The organism is Streptomyces sp. NPDC001348, assembly GCF_053597535.1.
In genome coordinates, this window is the sequence record NZ_JBSFIK010000015.1 from 92,959 (window position 1) to 109,129 (window position 16,171).

Consider the following 16,171-nt stretch of genomic DNA (forward strand, 5'->3'; position numbering starts at 1 on the left):
AGCGCGCTCCAGGTACAGGCGCCCGACCGGTGAGGATCGTGCGATGCTGACGTGGTGAACCGTGAGGACCTGGTACGTCTGCGCAAGGCCCGCGACCGCATGGACCGCGAGTACGCCGAACCCCTCGACGTGCCCGCCCTCGCCCGCACCGCCCTGATGTCGCCCGGCCACTTCCAGCGGCTGTTCCGCGAGGCCTACGGCGAGACCCCGTACAGCTACCTCATGACCCGCCGGGTCGAACGCGCCAAGACCCTGCTGCGCCGGGGCGACCTCACGGTCACGGAGGTCTGCTTCGCGGTCGGCTGCACCTCCCTCGGCTCCTTCAGCTCACGCTTCACGGAGCTGGTGGGCGAGTCGCCGAGCGCCTACCGGGCCCGCTCGCACGAGGAGATCGCCGATGTCCCGCCGTGTGTCGCACGGGCGTACACCCGTCCGACCAGGACGTATCGGTCGTACTGACCTTAGGTTGGAAGCATGGACCTCAAACTCAACACGTGTTTCATCGCGGTCGACGATCACGACAAGGCGTTGGAGTTCTACTGCGACGTCCTGGGCCTGGAGGTCCGCAACGACGTCAAGTACGAGGGCATGCGCTGGGTGACCGTCGGGGCGCCGCTGCAGCCGGACGTGTCGATCGTGCTGGAGCCGCCCGCCGCGAACCCCGATCTCTCCCCGGCCGACCGGGAGGCGATGGAGCAACTGCTGGCCAAGGGCGTACTGCGCGGGGTCAACTTCACCACCGAGGACTGCGACGCCCTCTTCGCCCGCGTCCAGGAATCCGGTGCCGAGGTGATCCAGGAACCCATGGACATGCCGTACGGGGTGCGCGACTGCGCGTTCCGGGACCCGGCGGGGAACATGCTGCGTTTCATGGAGCGCAAGGGGTGAGCGGGCGGGTCCGGGGGACGTGAACCTTCGCCGCCCGGCCGGCCGGGCGGTCGGCACGGGCCCAGGACCTCTGGACGGCCGTGACCGGCACCCGGCTCTCCGAAGGGCGGCGTACGCGCGGGGAGTGCGTGACGCCCGGCCTGCGGCCGGCGGTCTAGGAGTGCTGTCCGGTGGCCCGCCAGGGCTCCACCTCCACCACGGCGTCGACCGGCACGGGTCCGTACACGTGCGGGAACTCCTCGCCGCCCGGCTCCACGGCCTCGTACTTCACGGGGACGCCGAGCCGGCCGGGGTCGACGACCAGGACCACCAGGTCGTCGGGGCCGTCGTAGGAGCCGTACAGGAAGGCTGCGACGCGCGGGAGCTGGTCGCGGGTGGAGAAGTGGATGAAGCCCTCGTCCTGGAGGGTACGGCCCCGGGTCGACACCTCGAAGGTGCCGCGCTCCCGGGCCGCTTCCCACAGGGAACGTTCCGTGATGTGCAGGATGTACGGCAGTTTTGTCATACGGCCACGCTACGGGCCGGGTTCCCGCCGCGCCGGATCGTTCTCCTCGGCGGGTGGCGGAAGATCGCGCCGGGCTCCGGGCGCGGCTTCGGAGCCCGCCGGGCAGTCGGGGTTGCGGCAGGGCCCGGGGACCCACACCGGCACCCAGGCGCCCAGTGTCTTGTGCCGCCGGACGACCGTCTCGACGGGCCGTCCGCACACCGGACAGAGGTGTTCCTTGCCGCCCATGCCCTCAGGGTAGAACGGAGTACGGACCGGCGGAGAACAAGGACGGGCCCCGCACGCCGTGGGGAGGTGCGGGACCCGTCGGGCCGGAGCCCCCGGCGACCGTGCGGGGTCAGGAGCCGCACGGACCCGGAGGCCCCGGGGCCTTTGACCGACAGCCGTCGGCCTCAGTTGCTGCGCCGGGTCACGAACTCGGCCAGCGCCAGCAGACCGCCGGCCGCCTCCGGGTCCGGGACGGCCCGGGTCAGCTCCTGCATCGCCAGGGCCATCCGGTCGGCCGCCTGGGCCTGCGCCCAGTCCCGTCCGCCGGCCCGCTCCACGGCCTGCGCCGCCCGGGCGATCCCTTCGGTGTCCCCCTCCTCGTACGGCGTCCCGTACAACTCGGCGAGTTCGGCGGCGGCCGGGGTGCCCGAGGTGAGGGCGGCCACCACGGGCAGTGACTTCTTGCGGGCGGTGAGGTCGGAGCCGGCCGGCTTGCCGGTGCGCTCGGGATCTCCCCATATGCCGATGACGTCGTCGATCAGCTGGAAGGCGAGCCCCGCCTGCCGTCCGAACGCGTCCAGCGCCGCCACGTCGTCCGCGGTCGCCCCCGCGTACAACGCGCCGAGTGCGCAGGCGCACCCCAGCAGCGCACCGGTCTTGGCCTCGGCCATGACGAGCACCTCGTCGAGGGTGACCTCGTCCGGGGCCCGCCGCTCCATGGCCGTGTCCGTGTGCTGACCGGTGCACAGTTCGACGACGCAGCCGGCGAGCCGGGCGGCCGCCGCCCCGGACGCGGGATGCGGATCCTCGGCGAGCAGCCGCAGGGCCAGCGCCTGCAGGGCGTCCCCGGCGAGGATCGCGTCCGCGTCGCCGAACACGGTCCACGCCGTGGGCCGGTGCCGACGGGAGGTGTCGCGGTCCATCACGTCGTCGTGCAGCAGTGTGAAGTTGTGGACGAGCTCCACCGCCGCCGCGGCCCGTACGGACGCCGCCCGCGCCCGCGGCCCGCCCAGCGCGTCGGCCGCCGCCAGGACGAGCGCGGGCCGCATGGCCTTGCCCGCGTTGCCGGTCGCGGGGGTGCCGTCCGCGTGCCGCCACCCGAAGTGGTACTGCGCGATCCGCCGCATCGGTGCGGGCAGTGACTCGACGGCGGCGCGCAGCTCCGGATCGACCGAGGCGCGGGCGCGGTCCAGGATCACCGCGGCCTCGGGCCCGTCGAGCGGGCCCGTCGGTCCGTCGCCGGCGGGTGTTCGCCGCCGGCCTGGCTCGAGCATCCCGTCGGACGACGGCGATCCCCCTGAGCGCTGCTTGGTCTCCGTCATGGACTCGGCCATGGGTCCCCCTCGCGAACCACGCTGACGGTGGCGCTTCCTTCCCGACTGAGCGCATACCGGGAGGGTCTACCCGTCCCGGCGGCCGGGGACACGGCGGCGAAGTGCGGAAACGTCACCTCCACCGGCCGATCTCGACGTTCTCCAGCACACCCAGCGCGTCCGGCACCAGGACCGCCGCCGAGTAGTAGGCCGTGACCAGGTACTTGATGATGGCCTGTTCGTTGATGCCCATGAAGCGCACGGACAGGCTGGGCTCGATCTCGTCCGGGATGCCCGACTGGCGCAGCCCGATGACGCCCTGGTCCTCCTCCCCCAGTCGCATGGCGATGATGGAGCTCGTCCGCGCCTCGCTGACCGGGATCTTGTTGCACGGGAAGATGGGCACCCCGCGCCAGGTCGGGATGCGGTTGCCGCCCATGTCGATGGTCTCCGGGACGAGACCCCGTTTGTTCAGCTCGCGGCCGAAGGCGGAGATCGCGCGCGGATGGGCGAGGAAGAGCTTGGTGCCGCGCCGACGGCTGAGCAGTTCGTCCATGTCGTCCGGACTGGGCACACCGTCGTGCGGCTGGAGCCGCTGGTCGTACTGGCAGTTGCTGAGCAGGCCGAACTCAGGGTTGTTGATCAGCTCGTGTTCCTGCCGCTCCTTCAACGCCTCCACGGTGAGCCGGAGTTGCTGCTCGGTCTGGTTCATCGGCTGGTTGTAGAGGTCGGCCACGCGCGTGTGGATGCGGAGCACGGTCTGCGCGATGCTCAGCTCGTACTCGCGCGGGCTGGCCTCGTAGTCGACGAAGGTGTGCGGGATGTCCGGTTCACCGCTGTGGCCGGCGGCGAGGTCGACCTCCTTCTCGCCGTACTTGTTGGTGCGCTGCCGGGGGATCGAGCGCTGCTTCCGGACGTGCTCACGCAGGGAGTCGGCACGCTCGGCGACCTGCTCGAAGTCCTGACGGGAGAGGATCAGCACGGTGCAGGCGGTGTCCGCGCGCGCGGTGTACTCCCAGATGGCGTCCGGATCGAGGAGCGCGTCCTCACCGAAGTAAGCGCCGTCGGCGAGGACGCCCAGGACCGCGTCGTCGCCGTACGGGCCCGTGCCCACCTTCTCGACCCTGCCGTGGGCCAGCAGGTAGACCTTGTCGGCCTGGCTGCCGAAGGAGGCGATCACCTCTCCAGGGGCGAAGTCCCGCCGGTGGCAGCGCTGGGCCAGCTCCGAGAGCACCTCCTGGTTGTCGTACGACCGCAGGGCCGGCAGTTCGGCCAGTTCGGCCGGGATGACCTCGACGCGATCACCGGTCTTCACGAAGGTGATGCGCCCGTCGCCGAGCGCGTACGTCAGTCGCCGGTTGACCCGGTACGTGCCGCCCTGCACGTTCACCCATGGCAGCATCCGCAGCAGCCAACGGGAGCTGATCTCCTGCATCTGGGGCGCGGACTTGGTGGTCGTGGCCAGGTTCCGCGCCGCCGCGGTGTTCAGACTCTGCTGCGGCTTGTTCTGTTCCTCGCGGACCTCTTCGCCTACCGACATAGAGAATTGCCCTCCCGGTCATGCTCCGGCGCCGACTTGCGCCGGGCATCGATCTCGCGAGCAGGTTCTCATCACGCAACGTGTCGATGCCATTACCCGAAAGAGCGGGATTCGATCATCGCACTACTGGGCAAACAGGAGGATCGCACTCTTCGCCCGCCGCTATGGAGTGTCCGGATCGGCTCGCACAGCGTGCGAACGATGTGTCCGGGACGTCCGTTTTCGGTAGTACCAGCTGTAGCGATGCGATCACGCAAGGTGATCGCGCGGTACGGTACGAAGGAGGCGATCATGGCCTCACCCATGTCCGCGGGCGGTTTCCTCGACGCCCTGAGAGCGGAGGGACTCACCGTCGTGGAGGTCGGCGACTGGGAGCACCACAACCGCAACCGAAAGGGTCCGTGGGGGCCCGTACACGGCGTGATGATCCACCACACGGTGACCGCGGGCAGCGAGCGGACGGTCGCCCTGTGCCGGGAGGGCACCACCGACCTGCCGGGCCCGCTGTGCCACGGGGTGATCACCAAGGACGGCACCGTCCACCTGGTCGGCTACGGCCGCGCCAATCACGCCGGGCTCGGCGACGACGACGTGCTGCGCGCCGTGATCGCCGAGAAGGGACTGCCACCGGACAACGAGGCCGACACCGACGGCAACCGGTATTTCTACGGCTTCGAGTGCGAGAACCTCGGCGACGGCAAGGATCCCTGGCCCGAGGTTCAGCTCGACGCCGTGGTGCGGGCGGCCGCGGCCGTCTGCCGCCACCACGGCTGGACGGAGCGCTCGGTCATCGGCCACCTGGAGTGGCAGCCGGGGAAGGTGGACCCGCGGGGCTTCACGATGAAGTGGCTGCGGGGGCGGATCGGGGAACGCCTGAAGGCGTGACGACAGGAGGCGCTCCCGGGCGACAATGAACCCGTGACCAGCCCCGACGCCCTCGCCCCCCGCCTCCCCTCCCCCTTGCGCGAGGTCTCCGACGAGCGGTTCACCGGGCGCGGCGTCCGTCTCCTGCTCAAGCGGGACGACCTGATCCATCCGGACCTGGTCGGCAACAAGTGGCGCAAGCTGGTCCCGAACCTCGAGGCGGCGGCCGGCCGGACGATCGTGACCTTCGGCGGCGCGTACTCCAACCACCTGCGGGCCACGGCCGCCGCGGGCCGCCTCCTGGGCCTGGACACCGTCGGCGTGGTTCGCGGCCAGGAGCTGGCCGACCGGCCGCGCAACCCGTCCCTGGCCCGGTGCGAGGCCGACGGGATGCGCCTGCATTTCATCGACAGATCGACATACCGCCGCAAGACCGAAGCCGGCGTCCTGGACGCCGTCCTGCGCACCGTCGGCGCGCGGGACGCCCACGTCGTCCCGGAGGGCGGCAGCAACGCCGAGGCCGTCCGTGGCTGCCAGGCCCTCGGCCGGGAGCTGCGCGGCCACGACGCCCCCGTCGACGTGGTCGCCCTCGCCTGCGGCACCGGAGGCACCCTCGCCGGCACGGCCGCCGGCCTGGCCCCGGGCCAGCGCGCCCTGGGCATACCCGTCCTCAAGGGCGGCTTCCTCGCGGCCGAGATACAGGCCCTCCAGGAGCGCGCCTTCGGCGCCCGCCGGGGCACCTGGTCGCTGGACGACCGGTTCCATTTCGGCGGCTACGCCCGCACCACCGAGGAACTCGACGCCTTCGCCGCGGACTTCGAGGCCCGCCACGGCCTCCCCGTGGAGCGACTGTATGTCGCCAAGCTGCTCTACGCCCTGACCGCCCTCACGGACGAGGGCGCCTTCCCTCCCGGGACGACGATCGCCGCCGTCATCACCGGCCGACCCTTCCCGTGACCGCCCTGCCCCCCCCCCTTGCCCCACCTCCGCGCCCGGACGCGACCGCCGACGGCGTGGTCCGCCGGACAGGCCCTACGCCGCCTCCCGGTACGCCGCCGCCTCCTCCAGGTCCAGCCTGCGCAGCAGGGTGCGCAGCATCTCGTCGTCGATGTACCGGTGGTCGCGCAGCCGGACGAACACGTCGCGTTCGGCGCTGATCATGTCCCGGGACAGCCGGCGGTAGGTGTCGTCGACCGTCTCCCCGGTCACGGGGTTCACCGCGCCGAGCCGCTCCCAGACGGCGTTGCGGCGGCGTTCCAGGACCATGCGCAGGCGGTCGGCGAGCGGCGGGGGAAGGGTGTTGCGCTCGTCGGACAGGAGCTCGTCCAGGCGTTGCTCCGCGACCCGGGAGGCCTGGGCCTGGGCGTTGGCCTCGGCGAGCGTCTCCGCCTGCGTGTCCCGGCCGGGGAACTTCAGCAGGCGGATGAGCGGGGGCAGCGTCAGGCCCTGCACGACCAGCGTCCCGATGACCGTGGTGAAGGTCAGGAACAGCACCAGGTTGCGCTGCGGGAAGAGGGCGCCGCCATGCACGGTCCGCGGGATCGAGAAGGCGATGGCCAGGGAGACCACGCCCCGCATCCCGGCCCAGGAGGTGACCATCGCGCCCTTCCAGGTGGGGTTCGGCTCGCGGTCCCTGATCCGTGACGACATGAGACGCGGCAGGAAGGTCGCCGGGTACACCCACACGAACCGGGTCACGACCACCACGAGGAAGACGGCCACCGCGTACCAGGCGGCGTCGGCACCCTCGTACGCGCCGAGGCCCTTGAGGACGACCGGCAGCTGCAGTCCGATGAGCGCGAAGACAGCGGACTCCAGCACGAAGGCGACCATCTTCCACACCGCTTCCTCCTGGAGCCGGGTGGCGAAGTCGACCTCCCACGCGCGGTGCCCGAGGTGGAGGGCGACGACCACGACCGCCAGCACCCCGGAGGCGTGCAGCTGCTCGGCGACGCCGTACGCGACGAACGGGATGAGCAGGGAGAGGGTGTTCTGCAGCAAGGGCTCCCTCAGGCGCGTGCGCATCCAGTGGATGGGGGCCATCAGGACCAGACCGACGCCGACACCGCCGACGGCGGCGAGCAGGAACTCACCGACCCCGCCCATCCAGGTGGCGCCCTCCCCGACGGCCGCGGCGAGGGCGACCTTGTAGGCGGTGATCGCCGTGGCGTCGTTCAGCAGGGACTCGCCCTGCAGGATCGTGGTGATCCGCGAGGGCAGCCCGACGCGGCGGGCGACCGCCGTCGCCGCGACCGCGTCCGGCGGCGCCACCACCGCGCCCAGCACGAGGGCGGCGGGCAGGGGTATCCCGGGGACGAGCCGGTAGACGGCCCAGCCGACGACGAAGGTCGCGAAGAGCACGTATCCCACCGAGAGCAGCGCCACCGGACGCAGCTGGGCCCGCAGGTCGAGGTAGGAGCTGTCGGTCGCCGACGTGTACAGCAGCGGGGGCAGCAGGAGAGGGAGTACGACCTCGGGGTCGAGCGTGTAGTCGGGCACCCCCGGCACGTACGACACCAGCAGTCCGGCCGCGACCAGCAGCAGCGGAGCCGGTACCGGCGTCCGCCGGGCCGCCCCGGCGATCGCGGCGCTCCCCGCCACCAGCAGCAGCAGCGGCATCACGTCCATCGTCCTCGCCCGCCCTCTTTTTCCGCGCGGTCACCCGCACGCCCGTCGTAATCTGGCAATCATGAAACAGTGCACGCACGCCGACGCGCTGCCGCACCCGGAGCCCGAGCCGCAGAACGAGACCTGCCCGGAGTGTCTCGCGAACGGCACGCACCCGGTGCAGCTGCGCCTGTGTCTGACCTGTGGCCACGTCGGCTGCTGCGACTCCTCACCCGGGAGGCACGCCACGGAACACCACGAGAAGTCCGGTCATCCGGTGATGCGGACCTTCGAACCGGGTGAGAACTGGCGCTGGTGCTTCGTCGACCACGTCCTCGTGTAACCCTGTATGCAGGCGTGGAGCCGGACGGTTCGACCGTCTGACGTCTGGGTACGTCAATCCGGCGCGCGCTCTTCCCAATTGAGACCGCTGGACCTCTAGACACGGAGCGTATCCACAGCTTTACTGTGAGTGACGCCAGGGGGTTGGGGTCCCGGGGACAGGAACGTTCGGAGCGCGATAGCGTCACCGCTGAAACACGTTTCGCGTTACCCCGAGGGGCGACCCTCGGCCCCGTAAAGCTTGTACCACCATGGAGGTGAGGGTGTCCCAGATCGCAGGCGAGCCCGCGACCCAGGACTTCGTGGAAGTCCGGCTGCCGGCTGCGGGTGCCTACCTGTCGGTGCTGCGGACGGCCACGGCCGGTCTCGCCGCCCGCTTGGACTTCACCCTGGACGAGATCGAGGATCTGCGCATCGCGGTGGACGAGGCCTGCGCGATCCTGCTCCAGCAGGCCGTGCCCGGCTCCGTGCTCAGTTGTGTCTTCCGACTCGTCGACGACTCGCTCGAGGTCACGGTCTCGGCACCGACCACGGACGGACACGCTCCCTCACGGGACACCTTCGCCTGGACGGTGCTGTCGGCCCTGGCGGGCAAGGTCTCGTCGGCCGTCGACGAGGACCGGACCGTCTCGATCAGCCTCTACAAACAGCGCGGCGCGGGACCCGGGCCGGCGTGAGGAACGGGGACGGTCCGGTGCGGGACGAAGAGCGCGGCACACGGGGGCTGCCGATCGGAGGCGCGGGTTCTCCGGGCGGTTCCCCACGCATGCGGGACGGCATCGACGGGATCCCCGAGCAGGCCAGGCCGCACCCGGAGGACCACTCCGCGGAGGCCGGCCACCCGGACGAGGGGCAGCGGGATCGAGAAGGTGCCGTGCAGAGCACGCCTCTGGAGCGGCGGAGCGGGGTTTCCCCGGCCCGGACGGAGGCGAGGGCTCGGGGAATGGCGACGGGCGGGACGATGAGCGAGCACGAACGGGACGACGACGAGCTGGACGCGCAGGCCGTGCCGGCCCTGCAGGGCGCTCAGCACGACCGCAGTGGGGCGCGTGCGATGTTCGTCGAGCTGCGGGCGTTGAGCAGCGGCAGCCCCGAGTACGCGGAGCTGCGCAACCAGCTGGTCCGCATGCACCTGCCGCTCGTCGAGCATCTCGCGCGCCGCTTCCGCAACCGCGGTGAGCCGCTGGACGATCTCACCCAGGTCGCCACCATCGGTCTGATCAAGTCGGTCGACCGCTTCGACCCGGACCGCGGCGTGGAGTTCTCCACCTACGCCACCCCGACCGTCGTGGGCGAGATCAAGCGGCACTTCCGCGACAAGGGCTGGGCGGTCCGCGTGCCGCGTCGGCTGCAGGAACTGCGGCTGTCGCTCACCACGGCCACGGCCGAGCTGTCGCAGCAGCACGGGCGCTCCCCGACGGTCCACGAGCTGGCCGAGAAGCTCGCCATCTCCGAGGAGGAGGTCCTGGAGGGCCTGGAGTCGGCGAACGCCTACTCCACCCTCTCCCTGGACGTCCCGGACACGGACGACGAGTCCCCGGCGGTCGCCGACACCCTCGGCGCGGAGGACGAGGCCCTGGAGGGCGTCGAGTACCGCGAGTCCCTCAAGCCCCTGCTGGAGGATCTCCCGCCCCGGGAGAAGCGCATCCTTCTCCTCCGGTTCTTCGGCAACATGACCCAGTCCCAGATCGCCCAGGAGGTCGGCATCTCCCAGATGCACGTCTCGCGCCTCCTGGCCCGCACCCTGGCCCAGCTGCGGGAGAAGCTGCTGGTCGAGGAGTAACCCGGGGGGCTGGGAAGCAGCCCCCCGTCGGCGTGCGAGGAGCGGGGCCCGGCGCGGGCCCCAGGCGATGGCGAAGGGGCGCGGCCCGGAGCCCTACCGCTCCGCGCGACCCGGAGCCCTACCGCTCCGCGCGACCCGGAGCCCTACCGCTCCGCGCGACCCGGACCCTTGATGCCGAGTGCCTTGGTCGTGGCGGGGTTCAGCAGGAGGATCAGCGCGGTCAGCGCGACGACGGCGAGGACGATGCCGGCCGGGATCGCGGCGCTGTCGGCCTGGAGGAGGCTGTAGGCGACCGGAAGCGCCATGATCTGCGTGATGACGGCGGGGCCCCGGCTCCAGCCGCGTCGCAGCAGCAGGCCGCGCGCGGCGAGCAGCGGAAGCAGGGCGAGGGCGATGAAGGTGACGGCCAGGGTCACCGCCTGCTGCCGTCCGTCCGGTTCACCGGCGACCCCCAGTACGAGCAGCCACACACCCCCGACCACCAGCGCGATCCCCTCCAGCGCGGCCAGCGCCGCCGCATAGGTCAGCCGGCGCGGACGCGGGCCTTCGGCCTCCGCGGGGATCTCGGGGGTGGGGGTCTGCTCACTGCTCACCCCAGAAGGGTAGCCCTCGCCCCGCTCCGCGGGGTGTCCAGGCTCACGCCCCCTCCTCTTACCGGATCCCTACCTGGGTGTGGGTCGAGTACCGCCCAGTAGGTACCCTGCAACCCATGCGTGCACTTCTCGTGGTCAATCCGGCAGCTACCACCACAAGCGCACGTAGGCGTGACGTGCTGATCCACGCGCTGGCGAGCGAGATGAAGCTCGAGGCCGTGACCACCGAGTACCGCGGCCACGCCCGCGACCTGGGCCGGCAGGCGGCGGACAGCGACGACATCGACCTGATAGTCGCCCTCGGCGGTGACGGCACCGTGAACGAGGTCGTCAACGGCCTGCTGCACAACGGCCCCGACCCCGACCGCCTGCCCGGTCTCGCCGTCGTGCCCGGTGGCTCCACCAACGTCTTCGCCCGCGCCCTGGGCCTGCCCAACGACAACGTCGAGGCCACCGGCGCCCTGCTGGACGCTCTGCGCGAGGGGCGGGAGCGCGTCGTCGGCCTCGGCCTGGCCTCGGGCACGCCGGGCACCGAGGACGAGTCCGTCCCGTCCCGCTGGTTCACCTTCAACGCGGGTCTCGGCTTCGACGCGGGCGTGGTCGGCCGGGTCGAGCAGCAGCGCGAGCGCGGCAGGAAGTCGACGCACGCGCTGTATGTGCGCCAGGTCGTCCGGCAGTTCCTCGGCGAACCGCACCGCCGGCACGGCACCATCACGCTCGAGCACCCCGGCGCGGACCCGATAACCGACCTTGTCGTGGCGATAGTCTCGAACACGTCGCCTTGGACCTATCTCGGCAATCGCCCGATGTACACGTCCCCTAAGGCCTCGTTCGACAAGGGGCTCGACGTGCTCGGTCTCAGCCGTCTGTCCACGGCCGCGGTTGCCCGGTATGGCACCCAGTTGCTCACTTCGTCCCCCGAGCGCGGGCCCCAGGGCAAGCACGCCACCTCACTGCACGATCTGGACCGGTTCACCTTGCATTCGAAGGTGCCCCTCCCCCTCCAGATGGACGGCGACCACCTCGGACTGCGTACCAGCGTGACGTTCACAGGCGTACGCCGTGCACTGCGTGTGATTGTGTGAGCGGAACGGGCTAAAGTCCTTTCACTCGAACGTTTAGGCCAGGATCCACCCCATGGAAGTACGGCTGTGACCTAGTCGACACCGAGGAATCAAAAAAAACTTTCCGGAAGGGGTTGTATCCGCCGCTGAGGTTTGCGAGTCTCTACGTGGCGATCGGGACGGCCCGCAACATCGGCCTCCGCTGATCACCGGAACCCCTCTTCACATCATCAGGACCACGCCGGGGAGACTCGGCGGTCGGCCCTTCACTTGTTGAGGGATTCGTGAAAGCGTTCACATTCACAAGCAATGAGCACGTAATACCAAGGAGAGGTAGCAGCCATGGACTGGCGTCACAACGCCGTTTGCCGCGAGGAAGACCCCGAGCTGTTCTTCCCCATCGGCAACACCGGTCCTGCGCTGCTGCAGATCGAGGAAGCCAAGGCCGTCTGCCGTCGCTGCCCCGTTATGGATCAGTGTCTGCAGTGGGCGCTCGAGTCCGGCCAGGACTCCGGCGTCTGGGGTGGTCTCAGCGAGGACGAGCGTCGCGCCATGAAGCGCCGTGCCGCCCGCAACCGGGCCCGTCAGGCCTCCGCCTGACAACACCCGCCCCGCAAACAGCCTGAGCTTGGCGGCGCGTACAGCGAGTACGCATCTCCCGCCCCCGAGCCGCAGCGCGCAGTACCCCCGATGCGCTTAGTAGCAACGAGCACTGGCCTCGGACCGATTTCGGTCCGGGGCTCTTTGCTTTGGGTGACTACTTCTGGCCCTGGACCGGAATGTCGAGGATCACCCTGGTCCCCCGCTCCGGTGCCGGAACCATGTCGAAGCTGCCGCTCAACTCGCCCTCGACCAGGGTGCGTACGATCTGCAGCCCCAGGTTGCCCGAGCGGTGCGGATCGAAGCCCTCGGGCAGGCCGACCCCGTCGTCCTGGACAGTGACCAGGAGGCGGGCCTCCTTGGTGGTGCCGCCGCGCACCGCGGAGACCTCCACGGTGCCGGAGTCGCCCTCGCGGAAGCCGTGCTCCAGGGCGTTCTGCAGGACCTCGGTCAGGACCATGGACAGCGGGGTCGCGACCTCGGCGTCGAGTATCCCGAAGCGGCCGGTGCGCCGGCCGGTGACCTTGCCCGGCGAGATCTCCGCGACCATGGCGAGCACCCGGTCGGCGATCTCGTCGAAGTCCACCCGCTCGTCCAGGTTCTGGGACAGCGTCTCGTGCACGATCGCGATCGAGCCGACCCGCCGCACCGCCTCCTCCAGCGCCTCCCGGCCGCGGTCGGACCCGATCCGCCGGGCCTGGAGCCGGAGCAGCGCCGCCACCGTCTGGAGGTTGTTCTTCACCCGGTGGTGGATCTCCCGGATGGTCGCGTCCTTGGTGATCAACTCGCGTTCCCGGCGACGCAGTTCGGTGACGTCCCGGAGCAGCACCAGGGAACCGATGCGCGTGCCCTTGGGCTTGAGCGGGATCGCCCGGAACTGGATCACCCCGTCGCTGGCCTCGATCTCGAACTCACGCGGCGCCCACCCGCTGGCGACCTTCGCCAGCGCCTCGTCCACCGGCCCACGGGTCGGGGCGAGTTCGGCGGTGGTCCGGCCCAGGTGGTGGCCGACGAGGTCGGAGGCGAGGCCGAGACGGTGGTAGGCGGACAGGGCGTTGGGCGAGGCGTACTGGACGAGGCCGTCCGCGTCCAGCCGGATCAGGCCGTCGCCGACGCGCGGCGAGGCGTCCATGTCGACCTGCTGGTCGGGGAACGGGAAGGAGCCGGCCGCGATCATCTGCGCCAGGTCGGAGGCGCTCTGGAGATAGGTCAGCTCCAGGCGGCTCGGGGTGCGCACGGTCAGCAGGTTGGTGTTGCGGGCGATGACTCCGAGGACCCGCCCCTCCCGGCGTACGGGGATCGACTCGACCCGGACCGGGACCTCCTCGCGCCACTCCGGATCGCCCTCGCGCACGATCCGGCCCTCGTCGAGGGCCGCGTCCAGCATGGGACGGCGGCCACGCGGCACCAGGTGGCCGACCATGTCGTCCTGGTAGGAGGTCGGGCCGGTGTTGGGGCGCATCTGGGCCACCGAGACGTACCGCGTGCCGTCCCGGGTGGGGACCCACAGGACCAGGTCCGCGAAGGAGAGGTCGGAGAGCAGCTGCCACTCCGAGACCAGCAGGTGGAGCCACTCGAGGTCGGAGTCGTCGAGGGCGGTGTGCTGGCGTACGAGTTCGTTCATGGAGGGCACGTCTGCGAGCGTACCCGGGGGCTGCGAACCGGCCGAAAACACCCGCGGGCCGCGGCGCCTGGGAGGGACCCTCAACCCTCCCGGCACCGCAGCCCGGAGCAGCAACGGCCGTGGGGTGTGCGGTCCCGGTCGGCCGATGGATGAGGAGCCGGGGCAGTCAGGGCAGAGAGCTCCGGTTCCTCGGTCCGCCTTCCTGTGCGGGGAAGACGGAAGAGTGCGCCCCCGCATTGTGGACTGGACCAGCTGGTGTGTCCATGCGTGGGGAGTTGTTGCAACTTGGTGGTTCGAAGCCTAGCCCGCCCGGGTCGCGAACGGGGCCAGATGGCCGTGGCAATTTCGTGAGCAACCTCCGGCCCCCCGGACGGGGCGGGCAGCTCGCTGACGTGAGCGGGGTGCTGGGGGTACGATGCTGTTGCTGTTCGATTGGTCTACACCACACACACTCAAGTGCTCCACAGATCGGCAGGCCCAGCGTGGAAGTTGTCATCGTTCCGGACGCGGAAGCGGGCGGCGAGCTCATCGCCGAGGCCATGGCACAGCTGTTGCGGCGCAAGCCCCACGCCCTGCTCGGCGTGGCCACCGGCTCGACCCCGCTGCCCATCTACCAGGCTCTGGCGGCGAAGGTGCGCTCCGGGGCCGTGGACACCTCGCGGGCGCGGATCGCACAGCTCGACGAGTACGTGGGGCTGCCCGCCGAGCACCCGGAGTCATACCGCTCCGTGCTCCGGCGGGAGGTCCTGGCACCCCTCGGGATCGGGACGGACGCGTTCATGGGCCCGGACGGGACAGCCGAGGACGTGCAGGGCGCGTGCGCGGCGTACGACCGGGCGCTCGCCGAGGCCGGTGGCGTGGACCTGCAGCTGCTCGGGATAGGCACCGACGGCCACATCGGCTTCAACGAGCCCTGCTCCTCGCTCGTCTCGCGCACGCGCATCAAGACGCTCACCGAGCAGACCCGGATCGACAACGCCCGCTTCTTCGACGGTGACATCGAACAGGTGCCGCACCACGTCATCACCCAGGGCATAGGCACCATCCTGGAGGCCCGGCACCTGGTGCTCCTCGCCACCGGCGAGGGCAAGGCCGACGCGGTCGCCGCGACGGTGGAGGGCCCGGTCGCGGCCGTGTGCCCGGCCTCGGCGCTGCAGCTGCATCCGCACGCGACGGTGGTCGTCGACGAGGCCGCCGCCTCCAAGCTGAAGCTCGCGGACTACTTCCGGTACACCTATGCCAACAAGCCGGACTGGCAGGGCATCTGACCGGCATCTGCGGCTGTGGACTAGACCAAGGATGGTCACAACGGTATACAGAGGAGATCACGGAGCGTACGGGCGGACCCCCGGCGCACTGAGCCGTGCCACGATGTGGGCCGTGGCCGACGGGCATGTCGGCCGCTTGGGCACCCGGAGCCGGGAAGGCAGAGCATGAGCACCGACGTCAGCAGTGCGGAGAACGAGAACGGCGCCACCGTCCGTACCGCGCGCGTGCCCAAGTACTACCGCCTGAAGAAGCACCTGCTCGACATGACGGAGACCCAGGCGCCGGGCACCCCCGTCCCGCCGGAGCGCACGCTGGCCGCCGAGTTCGACACCTCGCGCACCACCGTCCGCCAGGCCCTGCAGGAACTGGTCGTCGAGGGCCGGCTGGAACGCATCCAGGGCAAGGGCACCTTCGTCGCCAAGCCGAAGGTCTCGCAGGCGCTGCAGCTCACCAGCTACACGGAGGACATGCGCGCCCAGGGCCTGGAGCCGACCTCGCAGTTGCTGGACGTCGGCTACGTCACCGCCGACGAGCGGCTCGCCGGACTGCTCGACATCACGGCCGGCGGCAGGGTGCTGCGCATCGAGCGGCTGCGCATGGCCAACGGCGAGCCGATGGCCATAGAGACCACGCACCTGTCGGCCAAGCGCTTCCCGGCGCTGCGCCGCAGTCTCGTGAAGTACACCTCGCTGTACACCGCTCTCGCAGAGGTGTACGACGTCCACCTCGCCGAGGCGGAGGAGACCATCGAGACCTCGCTGGCCACTCCCCGCGAGGCGGGCCTGCTCGGTACCGACGTGGGCCTGCCGATGCTGATGCTCTCCCGGCACTCCCTGGACCGGGAGGGCAAGCCCGTGGAGTGGGTGCGGTCGGTGTACCGGGGAGACCGCTACAAGTTCGTGGCGAGGCTGAAGCGTCCGCAGGAGTAGGCGAGTCGGCGTCTTCACACCTTCGCCCCGGAATCGACATGCC

The 16,171-nt window shown here is 70.7% G+C and carries 18 protein-coding genes; 11 read left to right on the forward strand and 7 right to left on the reverse strand.

Annotation, left to right across the window (positions count from 1 at the left end):
* The first annotated feature begins 54 nt into the window (after nucleotides 1-54).
* Both ACWC21_RS18020 and ACWC21_RS18025 read left to right on the forward strand, forming a co-directional pair.
* The gene (locus ACWC21_RS18020; RefSeq protein WP_450882833.1) at nucleotides 55-459 is read left to right on the forward strand and encodes a helix-turn-helix domain-containing protein; all 405 of its coding nucleotides are present in this window, start codon (nucleotides 55-57) and stop codon (nucleotides 457-459) included.
* A gap of 15 nt (nucleotides 460-474) precedes the next feature.
* Nucleotides 475-888: a VOC family protein gene (locus ACWC21_RS18025; protein ID WP_450882835.1), complete on the forward strand. Its 414-nt coding sequence runs from the start codon at nucleotides 475-477 to the stop codon at nucleotides 886-888.
* 154 nt (nucleotides 889-1,042) lie between these two features.
* Here the strand turns inward: ACWC21_RS18025 and ACWC21_RS18030 are convergent, their stop codons facing one another.
* The 4 genes from ACWC21_RS18030 to ACWC21_RS18045 all read right to left on the reverse strand — a co-directional run bounded on the left by ACWC21_RS18030 (nucleotide 1,043) and on the right by ACWC21_RS18045 (nucleotide 4,453).
* Nucleotides 1,043-1,393 (reverse strand): DUF952 domain-containing protein, encoded by a 351-nt coding sequence (locus ACWC21_RS18030; protein ID WP_450882837.1) that lies wholly within the window; start codon nucleotides 1,391-1,393, stop codon nucleotides 1,043-1,045.
* Nucleotides 1,394-1,402: 9 nt separating this feature from the next.
* Nucleotides 1,403-1,621, reverse strand: a complete 219-nt coding sequence (locus tag ACWC21_RS18035) for a hypothetical protein (protein WP_450882839.1) — start codon at nucleotides 1,619-1,621, stop codon at nucleotides 1,403-1,405.
* 164 nt (nucleotides 1,622-1,785) lie between these two features.
* Nucleotides 1,786-2,934, reverse strand: a complete 1,149-nt coding sequence (locus ACWC21_RS18040; protein WP_450882840.1) for a family 2 encapsulin nanocompartment cargo protein polyprenyl transferase — start codon at nucleotides 2,932-2,934, stop codon at nucleotides 1,786-1,788.
* A 112-nt stretch (nucleotides 2,935-3,046) separates the two neighbouring features.
* Nucleotides 3,047-4,453, reverse strand: a complete 1,407-nt coding sequence (locus ACWC21_RS18045; RefSeq protein WP_450882842.1) for a family 2B encapsulin nanocompartment shell protein — start codon at nucleotides 4,451-4,453, stop codon at nucleotides 3,047-3,049.
* Between the two features lie 291 nt (nucleotides 4,454-4,744).
* Between ACWC21_RS18045 and ACWC21_RS18050 the strand changes: the two genes are divergently transcribed.
* The gene (locus ACWC21_RS18050) at nucleotides 4,745-5,338 is read left to right on the forward strand and encodes an N-acetylmuramoyl-L-alanine amidase (protein WP_450882844.1); all 594 of its coding nucleotides are present in this window, start codon (nucleotides 4,745-4,747) and stop codon (nucleotides 5,336-5,338) included.
* 33 nt (nucleotides 5,339-5,371) lie between these two features.
* Complete coding sequence (locus ACWC21_RS18055) at nucleotides 5,372-6,274, forward strand: 1-aminocyclopropane-1-carboxylate deaminase/D-cysteine desulfhydrase (protein WP_450882846.1); 903 nt, start codon at nucleotides 5,372-5,374, stop codon at nucleotides 6,272-6,274.
* A 75-nt stretch (nucleotides 6,275-6,349) separates the two neighbouring features.
* Here ACWC21_RS18055 and ACWC21_RS18060 read toward each other — a convergent pair whose 3' ends face one another.
* On the reverse strand, nucleotides 6,350-7,945 hold the full coding sequence (locus ACWC21_RS18060) for a Na+/H+ antiporter (RefSeq protein WP_450882848.1): 1,596 nt from the start codon (nucleotides 7,943-7,945) through the stop codon (nucleotides 6,350-6,352).
* Nucleotides 7,946-8,006: 61 nt separating this feature from the next.
* Here ACWC21_RS18060 and ACWC21_RS18065 point away from each other — a divergent pair, with 61 nt between their 5' ends.
* The 3 genes from ACWC21_RS18065 to ACWC21_RS18075 all read left to right on the forward strand — a co-directional run bounded on the left by ACWC21_RS18065 (nucleotide 8,007) and on the right by ACWC21_RS18075 (nucleotide 10,049).
* Nucleotides 8,007-8,267, forward strand: coding sequence for a UBP-type zinc finger domain-containing protein (locus ACWC21_RS18065; protein WP_450882850.1), 261 nt, complete (start codon nucleotides 8,007-8,009; stop codon nucleotides 8,265-8,267).
* A gap of 262 nt (nucleotides 8,268-8,529) precedes the next feature.
* Nucleotides 8,530-8,943, forward strand: coding sequence for an ATP-binding protein (locus tag ACWC21_RS18070; protein WP_006136266.1), 414 nt, complete (start codon nucleotides 8,530-8,532; stop codon nucleotides 8,941-8,943).
* A complete protein-coding gene (locus ACWC21_RS18075) occupies nucleotides 8,940-10,049 on the forward strand; it encodes an RNA polymerase sigma factor SigF (protein ID WP_450882852.1) in 1,110 nt (369 codons plus the stop codon). Before ACWC21_RS18070 ends, ACWC21_RS18075 begins: the two co-directional genes overlap by 4 nt.
* A 143-nt stretch (nucleotides 10,050-10,192) precedes the next feature.
* On the opposite strand, the gene ACWC21_RS18080 is transcribed toward ACWC21_RS18075, so the two are convergent.
* Entirely contained in the window at nucleotides 10,193-10,642 is a 450-nt protein-coding gene (locus ACWC21_RS18080) for a hypothetical protein (RefSeq protein ID WP_450882853.1), read from the reverse strand.
* Between the two features lie 116 nt (nucleotides 10,643-10,758).
* Between ACWC21_RS18080 and ACWC21_RS18085 the strand changes: the two genes are divergently transcribed.
* Nucleotides 10,759-11,727, forward strand: coding sequence for a diacylglycerol/lipid kinase family protein (locus ACWC21_RS18085; protein WP_450882855.1), 969 nt, complete (start codon nucleotides 10,759-10,761; stop codon nucleotides 11,725-11,727).
* 321 nt (nucleotides 11,728-12,048) lie between these two features.
* On the forward strand, nucleotides 12,049-12,306 hold the full coding sequence (locus ACWC21_RS18090) for a WhiB family transcriptional regulator (RefSeq protein WP_006142322.1): 258 nt from the start codon (nucleotides 12,049-12,051) through the stop codon (nucleotides 12,304-12,306).
* A 157-nt stretch (nucleotides 12,307-12,463) separates the two neighbouring features.
* On the opposite strand, the gene ACWC21_RS18095 is transcribed toward ACWC21_RS18090, so the two are convergent.
* On the reverse strand, nucleotides 12,464-13,930 hold the full coding sequence (locus ACWC21_RS18095; RefSeq protein WP_450882979.1) for a sensor histidine kinase: 1,467 nt from the start codon (nucleotides 13,928-13,930) through the stop codon (nucleotides 12,464-12,466).
* Nucleotides 13,931-14,412: 482 nt separating this feature from the next.
* On the opposite strand from ACWC21_RS18095, the gene nagB reads away from it, so the two are divergent.
* Both nagB and ACWC21_RS18105 read left to right on the forward strand, forming a co-directional pair.
* Nucleotides 14,413-15,198: a glucosamine-6-phosphate deaminase gene (gene nagB / locus ACWC21_RS18100; protein WP_450882857.1), complete on the forward strand. Its 786-nt coding sequence runs from the start codon at nucleotides 14,413-14,415 to the stop codon at nucleotides 15,196-15,198.
* Between the two features lie 165 nt (nucleotides 15,199-15,363).
* A complete protein-coding gene (locus tag ACWC21_RS18105; protein ID WP_450882859.1) occupies nucleotides 15,364-16,128 on the forward strand; it encodes a GntR family transcriptional regulator in 765 nt (254 codons plus the stop codon).
* Nucleotides 16,129-16,171 lie beyond the last annotated feature (43 nt).